This window comes from Sphingomonas yabuuchiae (assembly GCF_014199595.1).
GTDB lineage: Bacteria > Pseudomonadota > Alphaproteobacteria > Sphingomonadales > Sphingomonadaceae > Sphingomonas > Sphingomonas yabuuchiae.
Map to the genome: position 1 here is coordinate 15758 of NZ_JACHNX010000015.1, position 16356 is coordinate 32113.

General features: G+C 66.9%; 16 protein-coding genes and 1 tRNA gene. 6 read left to right on the forward strand and 11 right to left on the reverse strand.

The genetic code is table 11. The features are described 5' to 3' along the window. Positions 1–11 precede the first annotated feature (11 nt). Both GGQ89_RS15280 and GGQ89_RS15285 read right to left on the reverse strand, forming a co-directional pair. Positions 12–3002: a TonB-dependent receptor plug domain-containing protein gene (locus tag GGQ89_RS15280; protein ID WP_184106294.1), complete on the reverse strand. Its 2991-nt coding sequence runs from the start codon at positions 3000–3002 to the stop codon at positions 12–14. A gap of 314 nt (positions 3003–3316) precedes the next feature. Then, a complete protein-coding gene (locus tag GGQ89_RS15285) occupies positions 3317–3784 on the reverse strand; it encodes a Fur family transcriptional regulator (RefSeq protein ID WP_056432966.1) in 468 nt (155 codons plus the stop codon). Positions 3785–3882: 98 nt separating this feature from the next. On the opposite strand from GGQ89_RS15285, the gene GGQ89_RS15290 reads away from it, so the two are divergent. The 6 genes from GGQ89_RS15290 (at position 3883) to GGQ89_RS15315 (ending at position 8037) form a co-directional block, all read left to right on the forward strand. Continuing rightward, entirely contained in the window at positions 3883–4938 is a 1056-nt protein-coding gene (locus GGQ89_RS15290) for a COX15/CtaA family protein (RefSeq protein ID WP_240456328.1), read from the forward strand. A gap of 122 nt (positions 4939–5060) precedes the next feature. Beyond that, on the forward strand, positions 5061–5540 hold the full coding sequence (gene rplM, locus GGQ89_RS15295; RefSeq protein ID WP_042488064.1) for a 50S ribosomal protein L13: 480 nt from the start codon (positions 5061–5063) through the stop codon (positions 5538–5540). Next, a complete protein-coding gene (gene rpsI / locus GGQ89_RS15300) occupies positions 5540–6082 on the forward strand; it encodes a 30S ribosomal protein S9 (protein ID WP_061778995.1) in 543 nt (180 codons plus the stop codon). Before rplM ends, rpsI begins: the two co-directional genes overlap by 1 nt. Before the next feature lie 179 nt (positions 6083–6261). Then, positions 6262–7152, forward strand: coding sequence for a DMT family transporter (locus GGQ89_RS15305; RefSeq protein ID WP_056432963.1), 891 nt, complete (start codon positions 6262–6264; stop codon positions 7150–7152). Positions 7153–7246: 94 nt separating this feature from the next. After that, complete coding sequence (locus tag GGQ89_RS15310; protein WP_184106295.1) at positions 7247–7801, forward strand: hypothetical protein; 555 nt, start codon at positions 7247–7249, stop codon at positions 7799–7801. Continuing rightward, positions 7798–8037, forward strand: coding sequence for a hypothetical protein (locus tag GGQ89_RS15315; protein WP_184106296.1), 240 nt, complete (start codon positions 7798–7800; stop codon positions 8035–8037). The genes GGQ89_RS15310 and GGQ89_RS15315 overlap by 4 nt, the downstream gene beginning before the upstream one ends. Here GGQ89_RS15315 and GGQ89_RS15320 read toward each other — a convergent pair. From GGQ89_RS15320 to GGQ89_RS15360, 9 genes are all read right to left on the reverse strand, one after another. Continuing rightward, a complete protein-coding gene (locus tag GGQ89_RS15320; RefSeq protein WP_184106297.1) occupies positions 8034–8639 on the reverse strand; it encodes an ATP-binding cassette domain-containing protein in 606 nt (201 codons plus the stop codon). The genes GGQ89_RS15315 and GGQ89_RS15320 overlap by 4 nt on opposite strands. Then, on the reverse strand, positions 8629–9318 hold the full coding sequence (gene modB, locus GGQ89_RS15325) for a molybdate ABC transporter permease subunit (RefSeq protein WP_184106298.1): 690 nt from the start codon (positions 9316–9318) through the stop codon (positions 8629–8631). Before modB ends, GGQ89_RS15320 begins: the two co-directional genes overlap by 11 nt. 7 nt (positions 9319–9325) lie before the next feature. After that, a complete protein-coding gene (gene modA, locus GGQ89_RS15330; protein ID WP_184106299.1) occupies positions 9326–10078 on the reverse strand; it encodes a molybdate ABC transporter substrate-binding protein in 753 nt (250 codons plus the stop codon). 218 nt (positions 10079–10296) lie between these two features. Further along, positions 10297–12108 carry a translation elongation factor 4 gene (lepA, locus tag GGQ89_RS15335; RefSeq protein WP_184106300.1) on the reverse strand — a complete coding sequence of 604 codons (1812 nt, stop codon included), beginning with the start codon at positions 12106–12108 and terminating at the stop codon, positions 10297–10299. A 39-nt stretch (positions 12109–12147) separates the two neighbouring features. Then, the gene (locus GGQ89_RS15340) at positions 12148–12675 is read right to left on the reverse strand and encodes an AAA family ATPase (protein ID WP_338112280.1); all 528 of its coding nucleotides are present in this window, start codon (positions 12673–12675) and stop codon (positions 12148–12150) included. Beyond that, complete coding sequence (pnuC, locus tag GGQ89_RS15345) at positions 12672–13223, reverse strand: nicotinamide riboside transporter PnuC (protein ID WP_184106302.1); 552 nt, start codon at positions 13221–13223, stop codon at positions 12672–12674. Before pnuC ends, GGQ89_RS15340 begins: the two co-directional genes overlap by 4 nt. A 75-nt stretch (positions 13224–13298) precedes the next feature. Further along, positions 13299–13375 (reverse strand) — tRNA-Pro (locus tag GGQ89_RS15350). Between the two features lie 117 nt (positions 13376–13492). Continuing rightward, positions 13493–14326, reverse strand: coding sequence for a DUF815 domain-containing protein (locus tag GGQ89_RS15355; protein ID WP_184106303.1), 834 nt, complete (start codon positions 14324–14326; stop codon positions 13493–13495). Positions 14327–14372: 46 nt separating this feature from the next. Further along, positions 14373–16325, reverse strand: a complete 1953-nt coding sequence (locus GGQ89_RS15360; RefSeq protein WP_184106304.1) for a tetratricopeptide repeat protein — start codon at positions 16323–16325, stop codon at positions 14373–14375. Positions 16326–16356 lie beyond the last annotated feature (31 nt).

The window sequence follows — 16356 nt, forward strand, 5'->3', positions numbered from 1 at the left end:
CTGGGTTCCCGTCAGAAGTTGAAGCGCACGCCCGCGCGGTACACCCGCCCGAGAACGTCGTAGAGCGCCGGGTTGACGAAATAGGGCGAGCGGGCGGGATCGCGATTGAACACATTGTCGACCTTGAAATAGGCCGTCACCGCCTTGGTCACGTTATAGGTGCCGCCCACGTCGAAATAGAATGCGCCGGGGATGAAGTTGTTGTCGATCGTCGGCCGGTTCGCGGTCGAGGCGGGGCAGCCGGTGGTACATTCGATATATTGATTGCCGAGCTTGCCGTCGCTGAACCAGCGCTCCTGCAGCAGCAGCGACCAGTCATCGGTGGCATAGGTCTGCACCGCCAGCCACTTCCACTTCGGCGTGTTGCCGATGTTCACGCCCGCCGTGTCGTTCGGGATCGTGTTCGGCAGGCCGGTGTCGGTGATGAAGCGGCGGATATTGGTCGCCAGCGCGCGCAGCGTCAGGCTACCCGGCAGGCCCAGCGGATTGCGCCAGCGATAGCTCGCCTCGATATCGAAGCCGTCGGTCAGGATCGACGCCAGGTTGAACGACTGGACGTTGATGAAGTTCGGGCCGTTGGGGTTGTTCAGGTTGAACACGCCGCAGGTCTCCGGCGCGATGTTCAGATAGCACAGGTTGACGATGTCCTGTGCGCCAAGGCTGGAGATGACGTCGGTGATCTTGATCTTATAATAGTCGACCGACAGGCTGAGGCCCGGGATCGCCTGCGAGTTGGAGAAGGCGATGCCCAGCGTGGTGTTGCGCGCGATTTCGGGCGTCAGATTGACGTTGCCGATGGTGTTCTGGAGCGCCAGCACATTGACGTTGCGGAACGGATCGAAAAAGCCCGGCAGCGTCGTGGTGACGGGCGCGGCGAACAGCTCCGACAGGTTGGGTGCGCGGACATCGCGCGAGGTCACGCCACGGATGCGCAGGCCGTCGACCGGCAGGTCCCAGGTGCCGCCGATCTTCCACGCCCAGACCGTGCCCGAGGTGCTGTAATCGGTGACGCGCACCGCGCCGTTGATGTTGGCGCGGCCACCGGCATCCGAATTGATGATCGGCAGGTCGGCTTCGACGAACGCTTCCTTGACGCTATAGGCGCCGCTGCCGTTCTTGTAATTGCCCGCATACCAGTTGTTGCCGTCCGCCAGCAGCGCCGGGTCGGCGGGGTAGTTGGCATTGGCGGGCGTGTTGGCAAAGCCCGCGCCGTACGGATCGGCGCGCACGCGGTAGAATTCGTGGCGGAACTCGCCGCCGAACGCGATCGACACCGGCCCGGCCCAGGACGAGAAGGGCGAGCCCGAGAAGTTCAGGCTGATGACGTCCTGCGTCTGGCGAGTCCGCTGATACGGGCCATATTGCGGCATGATATAGCTGATCGCCGCCGCCGATGGGTTGCCGCCGAAGATGTTGAGCGGCTGGCACCCGTTTGCCCGTGCGGTCGCATCGGCGCAGACGATCGCGCCGTTCAGCGTGGTTGCATTGATCGCCTGGTTGAAGCGGCGGGACAGCATGATGTTGCTGACATCGACATCGGTATAGTTGGTGCCGTGCTCGAAATACATGTCGTAGGACCAGTCGGACCCGGCGACGCTCTCACGCCCCTTGGCGCCTGCGACGAAGCGGAACTGACGACGATCGGTATAGACCTGGGTGTTGCCCAGCGCCGCGTTGCTGGTGCCGTACTGGAAATTGGTGATGCCCGCCGTGGCGCACTGCGCCTTGACCAGCGCGGGGACGTAAGGATTGGCGCACTGGATGGTCAGGTTCGGGCGGTTCTGTCCACCGACCGGCTGGTTGTTGGTCTTCACCTGGCCGATGTTGATCGTGCCGTAAATCTCGCCATTGGGGGCGAAGTCATAGCCGATGCGGCCATAGCTGTTGACGCGCTGGATCTTCGACTGGAGCGAGCGTCCGGCATCGACATTGCCCGACAGGTCGCCGCCCTGGCAGAAGCCGGGCAGACAGCCCCGGACATTGCCCGCCGCGTCGCGCGCGGGCACGCCGTTCGAGCCGTACTGGAACTGGAACGGGTTGCCCGACTGGTCGAAGGCGATGCCCTGAAGCGGCCCGGCGGTGATCAGGCCGTATTTGGTGTAGTTGTAGGACTGGGCATAGTCGCGGAACAGATATTGCGGCGACCCGTCGTTCAGGACGTTGCGGTTGATCAGCGTCGACTGACGGAACCAGTCGCGGCCATTCGCTAGGTTGATGCCGAAGTCGCCGCCGCCGACGCCGTCCTCATGGGCATATTCGGTGCTGGCGATCACGTGCACCGTGTCGTTGAGCAAGCTGGTGCCGCCCGCCAACTGGATCAGCACCTGCTGATCGTCGCCATAGGTGGTGACGCCGCCCTGGATATTGCCCTTGATCCCCTTGAACCGGGTATCGGTGATGAAGTTGACGACACCACCGACCGCGTCCGAGCCATAGGAGGCGGAGGCACCGCCATTGACCACATCGACGCGCTTGATCAGCAACTGCGGGAACAGGCTGATATCGGGAACACCGGTCACGTTCGCGCCTACGACGCGCTGGCCGTCGAGCAGGGTCAGCGTGCGGATCGCGCCGACGCCACGCAGCGAGAAGGAACTGAGCCCCTGCTGGCCGCTCGACGTGCTGAAGGTGTTCGTCGCGGTGCCGGTCGACCCCTGGAGCGAGGGAAGTTGGGCGACCGTGGTGAAGACGTTGGGCTGGGCGTTGGCGGCGATCTGCTCCTCGCCGATCACCGTGGTCGGGGTCGGTGCGGTAAAGCCGCCGGTGGTGATACGCGATCCGGTCACGATGATGTCGCGGGTCGCACCTTCATCGACCTGTTCGGGCGGAGGCGCGGGGGTCTGCACGGTTGCCGGATCGGCGGAAGTATCCTGCGCGGCCTGGTTCGGCGGAACCTGCGCCCAGGCAGGTGCGGCCATCATTCCGCCCGCCAAAACCATCAGGCTGGCCGCGCCCAAGGCGTGACGGCGCAGCCGCCGGGTATGCGTTCCCGTCTTCATCATGATCCTCATCCCTTTTGATTCTGTTTTATCTGGTAACGTTACCAGCACTCATTTCCTGTTTTGGCGCTCGTGTCAATGTTGCAAAATGATACGTGCGTTAGGCAGGGGCGCATGAAGCCGCAGGCGGAGAAGCTTTCCCGCCCGGACAATATTAGAAAGTGGCAACGCGCGAACCGCTGGGAAACTCCTCCCCTGCAAGGGGAGGTGGCAGGGCGAAGCCCTGACGGAGGGGTGTCAGCCTCTCGATAGCGGGACACCCCTCCACCATGCTGCGCATGGTCCCCCTCCCCTCACAGGGGAGGAAAAGAAGGGGTTCAATCCTTCGGACAGTCCGCGCAGCGACCGCGCACTTCGATCACCGGACGCTCAGGGCGGAACCCTGCGCCGACGGCGGCATCGCGGACCGCGCCGGTCAGGCGGTCGTCGTCTATATGCGTGATCTGCCCGCATTTGTCGCAGACCAGGAAGATGCAGTCGTGCAGGCAGTCGGGATGCGCGTTGGCCACATAGGCGTTGGCACTCTCCACCCGCCGGGCCAGGTTCGCGCCGACGAACAGGTCGAGGATGCGATAGACGCTGTTCGCCGCCACGCGCCGCCCCTGCGACTGCGACATCACATCGGCGATGTCATAGGCCGAGGCGGGCTTGTCGAACCCGGCCAGCGCCTCGAACACGCTGGCGCGCATCGCCGTCCACTGCTCCCCGGCGCGCTCCAGGGTAGCCTTGGCCGCGACGGAGAGATCGGCCCCCTGGGGCTCCTGATGGGTGTGAGCATGCGCCATGGAGGGGATTTAGGCGGTGCCGCCCCGGCGGGCAAGGTCCGGGCGGCGGGGCATTCGGTCCACTATCGCGGGCGCGCGCGAAACCCTATCATGGCGTCATGCTGCAACCGAGCCCCGCCTTCATGATTACCGCCCGCCCCCGCAGCCTGGCCCGCTGGCTGTTTGCGGTCGCCGGGCTGATCGTCGCCATGGTCGTGGTCGGCGGCATCACGCGCCTGACCAATAGCGGCCTGTCGATCACCGAGTGGAAACCGATCACCGGGATCGTGCCGCCCCTGACCGACGCGCAGTGGCAGGCCGAATTCGCCAATTACAAGCGCATTCCCGAATATTGGACCTTCAACCGCGACATGACGCTGGCGGGGTTCAAGGCGATCTTCTTCTGGGAGTATCTCCACCGGGTGCTGGGCCGGGTGATCGGCATGGCCTTTGCCCTGCCCCTGATCTGGTTCTGGGCGCGCAAGGCCATCCCGGCGGGCTACAAGCCGCGGCTCGTCGCACTGTTGGCGCTGGGTGGATTGCAGGGGGCGATCGGCTGGTGGATGGTCGCCTCGGGCCTCGTCGAGCGGACCGATGTCAGCCATATCCGGCTGACCGTCCACCTGCTGACCGCCCTGTTCATCCTGGCGGGGATCGTATGGACGGCGCTCGACCTGATGGCGCTGCATCGCAACCGGCTGGCGGCGCCTGCCCGGCTTACACTGCTGGGCGCAGGCGCGGTGCTGACACTGTTCGTCCAGCTGATGTTCGGGGCGCTGACCGCCGGGCTGGATGCAGGTTATGCCTTTTCCAGCTGGCCGCTGATGGGCGACGCGTGGTTCCCGGCGGGTACGCCGATGATGTCGCCCGCCATCGCCAACGTCTTCGACAATCCGGTCGTGGTGCAGTTCATTCATCGCTGGTTCGCCTTCGCCGCGGCGGGACTGCTCGTCTGGATGGCGGTACGGGCGATCCGGCATGGCGAGCTTCGCGCCGGATGGCTGGTGATCGTGCTGGTCGTCGTCCAGATCGGCCTCGGCATCGCGACCCTGCTGTCGGGCGTGCAGATCGACATCGCCGTCGCGCATCAGGCCAATGCCGCGCTCCTGCTGATCGCCGCGACCGCCGCCGCGCATCGCCTGGGCAGCCCCGGCCAAACCCATAAGGTATCATAATACCCGTCAGCAAAGCCCCACTTTGCTTGACATTTTGGGGCCTCTCCAGCATTGGACCCTCGTTCGCGCCGCCCGGGTTCACGGGCGGCGTGTTGCATTTCAAACCGAAAGGTCTCACGCCCATGAAGGCGCTCATGAAGACCACCAAGGCGGCCAAGCCGCACGAGGTGGAGAAGAAGTGGCATATCGTCGACGCCGACGGTCTGGTTGTCGGCCGTGCCGCCACCATCATCGCGAACATCCTGCGCGGCAAGCACAAGACGTCGTTCACCCCGCACGTCGATTGCGGTGACAATGTCATCGTCATCAACGCGGACAAGGTGCGCTTCACCGGCAACAAGCTGGGTCAGAAGGTGTACTACAAGCACACCGGTTATGCCGGTGGTATCAAGGGCATCACCGCCGCCAAGGTCCTGGAAGGCCGCTTCCCCGAGCGCGTCCTGGAAAAGGCCGTCGAGCGCATGATCCCGCGTGGCCCGCTGGGCCGTCAGCAGATGCGCAACCTGCGCATCTTCGCCGGCACCGAGCATCCGCACGCCGCTCAGAACCCCGAAGTCCTCGACATCGCGTCGATGAACCGCAAGAACAAGGTGGGCGCATAATGTCCGATAACCGCCAGTCGCTCGCCGATCTCGGCGCCACCCTGAACCAGCAGGCCGCTGCCGCTCCGGCGCAGACCGCCGCTGCCGGCGAAGCGCCTGCCGCTCCCGCCGAGCGCGTCAGCACCACCCCGCTGCGTCAGCAGGAACTGGACAAGTTCGGCCGCGCCTATGCGACCGGCCGTCGTAAGGACGCCGTCGCTCGCGTCTGGCTGAAGCCGGGTTCGGGCAAGATCACGATCAACGGTCGTGACCAGGAAGTGTATTTCGCACGTCCGACGCTGCGTCTCGTCATCAACCAGGTGTTTGGCATCACCGAGCGCGAAGGTCAGTATGACGTGATCTGCACCGTCAAGGGCGGCGGTCTGTCGGGCCAAGCCGGTGCGGTCAAGCACGGCATCAGCCAGGCGCTGACCAAGTTCGAGCCGGTTCTGCGCGCTCCGGTCAAGGCCGCTGGCTTCCTGACCCGCGACAGCCGTACCGTCGAGCGTAAGAAGTATGGCCGCGCCAAGGCGCGTCGCAGCTTCCAGTTCTCGAAGCGCTAAAATGCGGGCCGCCTTGGATGGCCGAAGCCATCCAAGGACAGGCCACGGCGGGCGGCAGGAACGGCAAAGCCGTTCATGTCCGACGGCGTGGCAGCACGAAGCACGAAGGAGCGGTCCGGCAACGGGCCGCTCTTTTCGTTTGGGGCGGACTTCATGCGCCCGACAGGACGAACGCACCCATGACGAACCCCTTGTGGATCCCCGCCACCATCGCCGCTGCAACCTTTCAGGTCGGTCGCAATGCCCTGCAACGCGGGGTCATGGCGTCCTCTGGTCCTTGGGGCGCGACGCTGGTGCGGTTCCTGTTCGGCCTGCCCTTCTCGATCCTGTTCGTCACGCTCGCCCATTTCGTCATGCCGGGGGCCGATCTTCACTGGAGCGGGGCCTTCTGGCTGTCGGCCATCGTGGGTGCCGCGTCGCAGGTTCTGGCGACGGCCGCCCTGCTCGACGCGATGCAGCGGTCCGGCTTTGCGGTCGGCACCGCGCTTCAACAAAGCTCGCTGCCGCTGGCCGCGCTGCTCGGCCTGATCGTCTATCATGACCGGATCAGCGGCGTGGCCTGGATCGGCGTCGCCATCACCACCGCCGGACTCGTCGCCCTGTCCTGGCCGCCGCCCGAGCAACGCCGCGCCTCGCTGATCGGGGCAGCGATGGGACTGGCCTCGGGGCTGTTCTTCGGCTTTTCGCTCAATGCGTTTCGCCACGCCGCGCTGGCGCTCGACCCCGTCCACCCGGTCTTCGCCGCGCTGGTCTGCGTCGCGGTCGTTCAGGCGATGCAGACGGTCGCGCTGGGCCTGATCCTCGCCTGGCGCGATCCGGCGACGCTGGTCGAGGTGGCGCGCCGCTGGCGGCCTTCGCTGGGCGCGGGGCTGTGCGGCGCCTGTGCTTCGGCGGGATGGTTCGTAGCACTCGCTTTGTCCCCCGCCGCGCCGGTTCGCGCGCTGGGCATCATCGAGGCGCCCATCGCCGCGATGGCCGGGCACCGGCTGTTCCGCGAGCGACTGGGCGCGCGGCAAATTCTGTCGGGAGTCGCGATCATCGGCGGGGTCTTGCTGACGACGCTGTTCTGACCCGTGCGTTCCGGCAGCGATGTCATGGCGGCTTCATAAAACAGCCATTTGCGCCACCGCATGTTGGTTCGATCAGGCTCGTGGAGGAAGGGACATGCAGGTTCGTCTCGCAACCCGTCATTGGCTGCTGGTCTTGGCGAGCTTCGCGCTACCGGCCGCAGCCTCTCCGCCGTCCCCCGTCGGCCTTTCCGGTTTCGCCCCCGGCTGGCGGCTTGTGGCGACCCAGGGCGCGGATGAAGAAGACCCCGGCGGCAATACCGCACCGGGCAAGCTCCACCTCTGCATCACGCGCGACGGCGGCAAGACCTGTCGCCCTGCGCTCGACGACCTGCTGACCAGACCCGGCCAGCCGAGCGCGTTCGACGAGGCGCATTATCTGGAAGCGGCCCGGATCGTCCGCCGTCGTGCCGACCGGGCCTTGCTCTGGGTGCAGGTGGCCAGTGTCCATGGCGGCAATGGCGACCAATGGGTCGGCCGCATGGCACTGTCCTATGACCGGGCGACGGACCGCTTCGTGCCGGTGTTCGCCAGCAGACGGGGCGCAACAACAATCAGGAGGTGCGGTTCATCGTGCAAGGCCCGCTGCGCGGCGCGATCGTCTCTGCCGTGCCGACCTCCGACGCGCCGTTTGGTTACTGGATCACCGTGAACCGCATGAATGCGGGCGGTCGCTATGCCCAAGTCCTGCACTATCGCAGCGGGACGCGTTATGGCGACGGCAATCAGTTGGCGGCCATCGACTCGGAGATGCCCGAGACCCTGCGCCGGTTGAAGCTGTGGCAGCCGGGCCAACCGCTTCCCCTGCCCGATCGCGCCTGCCCCAAACCCCGGCTGATCGCGCAAGTCCTGTGGTGCATCGATCCGCCCGCTTCGGCACCGCGCTAGAGCCGGACGATGGCGGTGGCGATCCGTTCGGCTTCCTCCGGGTCATGCGTGACCATCAGGATCGGGATGCCGCTCTGGTCGCGCACAGCCTCCAGCGCGTTGAGGATATCCCCCCGCCGCGCCCGGTCGAGCGACGATAGCGGCTCGTCGAGCAGCAGCACGCGCGGATTGCTGAGCAGGGCCCGCCCGATCGCCACGCGTCGCGCTTCGCCGCCGGACAGGCTGCGCGGCCAGCGGTCGAGCAGATGGCCGATGCCCAGCATCGCGATGACGCCGTCCCAGTCGCTGCCGCCCCGGCCCATGCCATAGCGGAGATTGGCCGCGACCCGCCGATGCGGGAACAGGCGCGGTTCCTGAAAGACATAGCCGATACGCCGATGCTCGGGGCGGATATCGATCCGGGTAGCGGCATCGAACAGCGTCTCACCCGCGACCCGGACATGGCCCGTATCCGGCCGGACGAGCCCGGCCACCATTTGCAGGATCGTGGTCTTGCCGACGCCCGACGGCCCGAACAGCACGGTCGCGCCCGGCCCGGTGGCGAAGCAGGCCGCGATCTGCCCTTCGCCACGCCGCACCGTGACGTCGACATCAAAGGACATGCAGCCCCCGCCCCATCCGCCGCGCCAGCCATTCGGAGGCGACCAGCGCAACCAGCGACAGCACGACCGACACGCTGGCCAGTCGCCATACCATCTCCTCGCCGCCCGGCCGCTGAAGGGCGGAATAGATAGCGAGCGGCAGGGTCGCCGTCTCGCCGGGCACGTTGGAGACGAAGGTGATCGTCGCCCCGAACTCCCCGATCGAGCGCGCAAAGCCCAGCACCAGCCCCGCCAGGACACCGGGTGCACAGAGCGGCAGGGTAATGGTCGCGAAGACCCGCATCCGCCCCGCCCCCAATGTCCGGGCGGCTTGCTCCAGCCGGGGGTCGACCGCCTCGATCGACAGGCGAATGGTGCGCACGACCAGCGGCAGCGCCATGACCGCCGCCGCGATCGCCGCGCCGGTCCAGCGGAACAGCACGCTCACCCCGAACCACTCCGCGAGCCAGCGCCCGACCGGCCCCTCCGGCCCGAAGGCGAGCAGCAGCACCCAGCCGGTGACGACTGGCGGCACGACCAGCGGTAGATGGACGATGCCGTCGAGCAGCACCCGCCCCGGAAACCGCCACCGCGCCAGGGCCCAGGCCAGGACGAACGCGATCGGCAGCGTCACGAGCATCGCCGTGCCGCCGACCAGCAGCGACAGGCGAACGATCCCCCATTCCTCGGCCGACAGCATCAGGCCGTCATCGCGTGGTGAAACCGTAGCGGCGGAAGATCGCCTTGCCTTCGCCCGACAGCAGGAAGCGGCGAAAGCCCTCGCCCTCTGGGTTGGTCGAGGCTTTCAGCCGGGCGAGCGGATAGGTGATCGGCGGGTGGCTTGCCGCAGGAAACATGCCCGCCACGCGGACGCGCGACGAGGCCTTGGCGTCGGTGGCGTAGACGATGCCATAGGGGGCCGCGCCCCGTTCGACGAGGGCGAGTGCCGCGCGGACATTCTCGGCGCGCACGACATGCGGTGCGACCATGGTCCAAGCGCCCAGCTTTTCGAGCGCCGCCTTGCCATATTTGCCCGCGGGCACGCTGTCGGTGTCCGCCATGGCCAGCGGCCCGGCGGAAAGGGTCCTGCCGAGCGTGCGCGTCGTCACCTGTCCGCCCTTGCCCGCCGGCGCGATCAGGACCAGTCGATTGCCCAGAAAAGCGCTGCGGGTCTTGTCGGCGAGCAGGCCGCCCTTTTGCAGGACGTCCATCCATTCCTCATCGGCCGAGGCGAACAGATCGGCCTTGCCCCCCGCCTGCACCTGCCGCGCCAGTGCCGAGGAAGCGGCGAACGAGATGACCGGGCGGGGATGGCCCTTCTTCGCCCAAGCATCGGCGGCGGCGGTCATCGATTCCTGAAGGCTGGCGGCGGCGAGAACCAAGGGCGCGCGGTTCTGGGCGAGAACCGGCGCCGACACGCACAAGGCGCCGACCAACGCGGCAAATCGCAATCCCATCATCGGCGTCCCCCTTTTCGCCTAGATGGCGTCGATGGGCTGTAACGCACAAAGAACGATTTTATTCCTTCGTCCTCGGCGCAATTCCTCCCCAAGCTTAGCTTGGGGAGGTGGCAGGGCGAAGCCCTGACGGAGGGGCCTTGGCGTTCGCGCCGCTGCCCCTCCACCACCGCTTCGCGGCGGTCCCCCTCCCCAAGCTCAGCTTGGGGAGGAATGAAGGTTTACGCCTCGTCGCCCATGCGGAGCGCGGCGATGAAGGCTTCCTGCGGGATGCTGACCGAGCCATATTCGCGCATCTTCGCCTTACCCTTTTTCTGCTTTTCCAGCAGCTTGCGCTTACGCGTTGCGTCGCCGCCATAACACTTCGCGGTCACGTCCTTGCGCATCGCGCTGATCGTCTCGCGCGCGATCACCTTGCCGCCGATCGCCGCCTGGATCGGGATCTTGAACAGGTGGCGCGGGATCAGTTCCTTCAGCCGCTCGCACATGCCGCGCCCGCGCGTCTCGGCGGTGCCGCGGTGGACGATCATCGACAGCGCGTCGACCGGCTCTTCATTGACCAGGATCGACATCTTCACGAGGTCGCCCTCGCGATAGCCGATCTGGTGATAGTCGAAGCTGGCATAGCCCTTGGACAGCGACTTCAACCGGTCGTAGAAATCGAACACCACCTCGTTGAGCGGCAGTTCATAGGTCGCCTGCGCGCGGCCGCCGACATAGGTCAGGTTCTTCTGGATACCGCGCCGGTCCTGGCACAGTTTCAGGATCGAACCGAGATATTCGTCAGGGACATAGATGGTCGCCTCGATCCACGGCTCGCTGATCGACGCGATCTTGTTCGGATCGGGCATGTCGGCCGGGTTGTGCAGGTCGATCTGGCCGCCGTCATGGCTCAACTCGATCTGATAGACCACCGAGGGCGCGGTGGTGATCAGGTCGAGGTCGTACTCGCGGGTCAGACGCTCCTGGATGATCTCCAGATGCAGCAGACCCAGGAAGCCGCAACGGAAACCAAAGCCGAGCGCGGCCGAGGTTTCCATCTCGAAGCTGAACGAGGCGTCGTTCAAGCGCAGCTTGCTGATCGACTCGCGCAGCTTTTCGAAGTCGTTGGCGTCGACCGGGAACAGGCCGCAGAACACCACCGGCTGGACTTCCTTGAAGCCAGGCAGCGCCTGCTCGGTCGGCTTCTTGGCGTCGGTCAGCGTGTCGCCGACGCGCGCCTGCGCCACGTCCTTGATCTGCGCGGTGATGAAACCGATCTCGCCCACGCCCAGCTCGGTCAGCTGCTCGATCTTGGGCCGGAAACAGCCGACGCGGTCGATGAGATGGGTGGTGCCCGCCTGCATGAACTTGATCTGCTGCCCCTTTTTCAGGGTGCCTTCCATCACGCGAACGAGGATGACGACGCCCAGATAGGGGTCGTACCAGCTGTCGACCAGCATCGCCTTCAGCGGCGCGGTCGCGTCGCCATTGGGCGCGGGGATGTTCTTGACGATCGCTTCTAGGATATCGCCGATGCCGATGCCCGACTTGGCGCTGGCCAGCACCGCGCCCGAAGCGTCGATGCCGATCACGTCCTCGATCTCGGCGCGAACCTTTTCGGGTTCGGCGGCGGGCAGGTCGATCTTGTTGATGACGGGCACGATCTCATGGTCATGCTCAATCGACTGATAGACATTGGCCAGCGTCTGCGCCTCGACACCCTGCGCGGCGTCGACGACCAGCAACGCGCCTTCGCAGGCCGCCAGCGACCGGCTGACCTCATAGGCGAAGTCGACATGGCCCGGCGTGTCCATCAGGTTCAGCGTATAGGTCTCGCCGTCCTGCGCCTTGTACGCCAGGCGCACGGTCTGCGCCTTGATGGTGATGCCGCGTTCCTTCTCGATCTCCATGTTATCGAGAACCTGTTCGCTCATCTCGCGGTCGGTCAGGCCGCCGGTGAACTGGATCAGGCGATCGGCGAGCGTCGACTTGCCATGGTCGATATGCGCGATGATGGAGAAGTTGCGGATCTTGTCGAGCGGCGTGGACACGGGGGGAATGGTTTCCTGAAAAGCTATTCGATCACGCCACTAGCAAAGATGCGGGCGGATGCCAAAGTGCTCTAGCGCGGCGATGCAATTTGCATAGCGGCTTTCGCCCTGCCCCTCGATCAAGGCGTAGCGAACACCGCGCCGGTCCAGTTCGGCCCGCGACCATTCGAAGAAGCGCTGCCGCTCCGCCAGCGTGCCGAACAGCCGGGTGCCGTCCTCTATCCAGGGCAGATCGGGCGCGAAGAGCAGATAGATGTCGGATAGCCGGTTCCACCGGGCGAACCACGGATCGCGCGTTCCGAACAGCATGTCGGCCCAGACGGCGGTCATCAGCGGATCGGTATCGGTCACGACCGGCCAGGGCCCGTCCGCCATCGCGCGGGCCAGCATCGCGTCATGCCCCTGCCCGATCGCCACCAGATCGGCCATGGTGAAGTTCGTACCATGCGCCTCGGCATAGTCGCGGCCATATTCGGGCAGATACCGGCCGCCCAGAGCCTGGGCTAGGCGTGGCCCGACGGTCGACTTGCCGGTGCTCTCCGGCCCGTGAAGACAGATGCTGGTCACGCCCGCTGCCGCCATTCGCGATAGCCCCACAGGCTCAACCCCAGGAAGATGACGTAGAGGATCGCGGTCAATGTCAGCCCCTTTACCGCGTAAAGCGCGATGGACGAGAGATCGACGACGATCCACAGCAGCCAATTCTCCAGCCTCCGCCGCGCCAGCAAGATCTGCGCCGCGACGCTGGTGACGGCATTGGCCGCATCCCAGAACGGCATCGCCGCATCGGTCCAGTGCGCCATCACGGTGCCCCAGCCGAGCGAGGCGACCGCGATACCCGCGAGCCACCCGCCACGCTCAGGCGCGGACAGCCTGTCGACCGTCACCTCACCCGCCTGCGCGACACTGCGCCGCCAGACGATCCAGCCATAGAGGTTGAGCGCGAAGAAGAAGAGCTGCAGCGCGGCGTCGCTGTACAATCGCTCGCGCCAGAACAGCAGCGCATAGAGCGAAACCATCACCAGCGCGACGGGATAGTTCCACAGGCTGCGCCGCACGACCAGCGTGACGTTCGCGACACCGAGGATGAAGGCGATGGATTCGAGCCAGGTCATGCCACCCGGTCGAGCCGGGGCGCCCTGTCAGGGGCGGTTCGCTATCGATGGACTGGACCGCGTCAGGCGGTGAAATGGTCGGGGAGAGAGGATTCGAACCTCCGGCCCCTGCCTCCCGAAGGCAGTGCTCTACCAGGCTGAGCTACTCCCCGACTAGAGAGTACGGACCGCTTTCGAAGCCTTTCGGGAAGGCCGATCCGTGCTGGAGGCGCGCCAATAGCCAGCGGCTCGGATGGGTGCAAGAGGTTTTTTATCCGTCGCCTGATTTATTACAGATTCCGCCCCAGCCGGCCCGCCAGATCGACGATATATTGCCATGCCACGCGCCCCGAACGGCTGCCACGGCGGGTGGCCCAGTTGACCGCCTCATGCCCGTCGAACGGCAGGTCATGCCGTGCCGCATAGGCGCGCACGATCGCCAGATACCCATCCTGATCGAGGGCGTGGAAACCCAGGCTCAGCCCAAAACGGTCGGCGAGCGCCAGTTGATCGTCGACCACGTCGCGCGGGTTGATCGCGCTGTCCTGCTCGCTCAGGTCGCGGGGCAACAGATGGCGGCGATTGGCGGTGACGAGCAGTCGGACATGCGCGGGCCGCGCCTCCGCCCCGCCATCGAGCAGCGAACGCAGCTTGCGCGCCTCGCCCGCTTCGTCGAAGCCCAGATCGTCGATGAAGACGGCAAAGGCGCGGTCGACACCCTCCAGCATCGCGAACAAATCTGGCAGGCTATCGAGCGTATCGACCGACACCAGGGCAAGCCGCCCCGGACGATCCGCCTGGACGGCGGCGACGCCCGCCTTGACCAGCGCCGACTTGCCGGTGCCGCGCGCGCCCCAAAGCAGCACGTCCTGCGCCGCATGCCCGTCGGCCAGACGGAGCAGATTGGCGAGCAGGGCCTCGCGCTGCTGGTGCAACCCCTGCAACAGATCGAGCGGCACCGGCGCGAAACCGCGCGCGGCCTGCAGCGCCCTGCCGCGCCAGATATAAGCGGGGTGCGCCAGCGGATCGGCGGACGGTGCGGGCGGCGGGGCCAGACGCTCAAGAGCAGCGGCGATACGTTCCAGGACGGGACTGGCTAAGAAGGGGCTGGCGAGATCGGTCATGGCGCCGCTGGTACGGCACCCCTCCCCTCCTGCCAAGCGCGCGGCGTCAGAGCTGGGCGCGGTGCGCCAGGATTCTGGGGTTGCCCGGTGCAAGGGCCAGCGCCTTGTCGAACAGCTGCCGCGCACCCTCGGGCTCGCCCGCCACGGCCAGCGCGCGGCCATAGGCATCGGCCACCCCCGCATTCATCGGCGCCAGCCGATAGGCCGCCACGGCGTAACGCCGCGCGACCACCCCATCCCCCGCCTCGGCATAGGCAATGGCGAGATCGTGGAGCAGCGCCACGTCCCGCACACCAAGCTGGGTGCGTAGCCCCTCCAGCGTCTCGATCGCATCATCCCATCGCCCGGCGGCCATCTGCCACTGGGCGAGCAGGCGGCGTGCGGGCACGCCCTGCGGGTTCTGCGAAAGATACAGGCCCAAGCTGACCGCCGCGTCACGGGCGCGCCCCGTTTGCTGATAGCCGTCGACCAGCCGCAACATGGTCGGCTCGTCGAAGGTCAGGTCCGCCGCCCTGGCATAAGGGCCCAGCGCGGCGGCATGTTGGCCGGCGGTGGCCAGGGCGTCGCCATAAGCCAGCTGCGCGGCCGGAGCACCGGGGCTCGCGCGGACCAGAGACTGGGCGACCCGGATCGCCCCCGCGCGATCGCCCTGACTTGCCAGCCCCCGGATCAGGCCCAGCGCATAGGTCGGATCGGTCGGGGACTCGGCCGCCGCCATCTTCAATTCGCCGACCGCGCGATCGGGCCGGAAGATCGCGGCGTCGCCCCGCTGCCCGGACGCGGCTCGGTCGCACAGCACCGATGCGTTCTCAGGGTCGGCCATCATGCCGAGCCGCAGCGCATATCCATCCGCATCGGCCCGCGTCAGGATCGGGCGCAGCGTCGCCAGTGCGGCGGGTCGGTCCCCCGCGCCAAGTTGCGCCGCCGCCAGCAGTTCGCGTGCCGCCACGTTCATGGGCTGCATCGTCACCAGCCGCGCCCAGGCGCGGGCGGCTCGCTGCGGCCGTCCCTGCGCATAGGCGATGGCGCCCTCCAGCATCGCCGTGCCGGGCCGCATCCGCAGCGCGCCGCCCGTGAGCTGGAGCAGTTGTTGCGCCAGCGCATAACGCCCCGCCCGCGCCGCGATGACCGCCTGGAGATAGAAGGCGTCGGGATTGCCAGGCTGCGACACCAGCGCCGATCGGGTCGCCGCCAGTGCGTCGCTCGCCCGCCCCAGATCGCCGAGCGTCGCCGCATATTGGATCAGGGCCCGTAAGTGATAGGCATCGCGTGCCAACGCCGCCCGGAACCAGGGTAGCCCCGCCGCCAGGCCGTAGCGAGCGCGCAGCACCTCGCCCCGCAGGGTCAGTGCATCGGGATCGGCCGGAGCCAGCGCCGCCGCTCGCGCCGCCGCCTGGGACGCTCCGTCCATATCGCCCGCGCCAAAGCGGCTGCGCCCCAGATCGGTCCAGATGCGCGCATCATCGGGATAGAGGGTGACTAGGCCTTGCAACGCCTGTCGCAGGGGAACGCCGCCATCCTCCTGCGCCGCCACCTGTGCTGCGATTCGCGCCATCGCCGCGTCTCGCTCGGCAGGCATATGGTCGACCGCATCCTGCGCACCCGCCAGATCGCCTTGGAGAAACCGCGCCTCGGCCCGCGCCGCCAGCGTCTGGGCCAGCGGCACGCCGTCCTTCAGCGCGCGGTCGAGTGCGGCCTCCGCCGTCACACCCTCGCCCAGCAACAGGCTTGTCCGCGCCAGCATCATCTGCGCCGCCTGCGATCGGGGAGCCGCTTCGGCCGCCTGCCGGGCCTGGTCATGCGCCGCGTGGTAATTGCCCGCTTCCAGCGCGGCCGTGGCACGCCGCAGCGCCTGCGCCGGATCGACCGGCGGCTTGCCGGTATAGACGAGCACCAGCAACCCGGCCACGGCCAGACCGATGACACTCAGCACGGCCAGGATACGGAGACGCCGCTGGATCGAACGCCGCCACCAGATACGCCGCTTGCGTCGCATCATCGGATAGGGGTGCGATCGCCGCCGGTCACGC

Bases quoted from the DNA above. Each gene is read 5' to 3' on its own strand.
- rpsI (WP_061778995.1), top strand. From the start codon at position 5,540: ATGTCCGATAACCGCCAGTCGCTCGCCGATCTCGGCGCCACCCTGAAC.
- GGQ89_RS15305 (WP_056432963.1), top strand. From the start codon at position 6,262: ATGACGAACCCCTTGTGGATCCCCGCCACCATCGCCGCTGCAACCTTT.
- GGQ89_RS15320 (WP_184106297.1), bottom strand. From the start codon at position 8,639: ATGTCCTTTGATGTCGACGTCACGGTGCGGCGTGGCGAAGGGCAGATC.
- modA (WP_184106299.1), bottom strand. From the start codon at position 10,078: ATGATGGGATTGCGATTTGCCGCGTTGGTCGGCGCCTTGTGCGTGTCG.
- rplM (WP_042488064.1), top strand. From the start codon at position 5,061: ATGAAGGCGCTCATGAAGACCACCAAGGCGGCCAAGCCGCACGAGGTG.
- GGQ89_RS15310 (WP_184106295.1), top strand. From the start codon at position 7,247: ATGCAGGTTCGTCTCGCAACCCGTCATTGGCTGCTGGTCTTGGCGAGC.
- pnuC (WP_184106302.1), bottom strand. From the start codon at position 13,223: ATGACCTGGCTCGAATCCATCGCCTTCATCCTCGGTGTCGCGAACGTC.
- modB (WP_184106298.1), bottom strand. From the start codon at position 9,318: ATGCTGTCGGCCGAGGAATGGGGGATCGTTCGCCTGTCGCTGCTGGTC.
- GGQ89_RS15360 (WP_184106304.1), bottom strand. From the start codon at position 16,325: ATGATGCGACGCAAGCGGCGTATCTGGTGGCGGCGTTCGATCCAGCGG.
- GGQ89_RS15280 (WP_184106294.1), bottom strand. From the start codon at position 3,002: ATGATGAAGACGGGAACGCATACCCGGCGGCTGCGCCGTCACGCCTTG.
- GGQ89_RS15355 (WP_184106303.1), bottom strand. From the start codon at position 14,326: ATGACCGATCTCGCCAGCCCCTTCTTAGCCAGTCCCGTCCTGGAACGT.
- GGQ89_RS15290 (WP_240456328.1), top strand. From the start codon at position 3,883: ATGCTGCAACCGAGCCCCGCCTTCATGATTACCGCCCGCCCCCGCAGC.
- GGQ89_RS15285 (WP_056432966.1), bottom strand. From the start codon at position 3,784: ATGGCGCATGCTCACACCCATCAGGAGCCCCAGGGGGCCGATCTCTCC.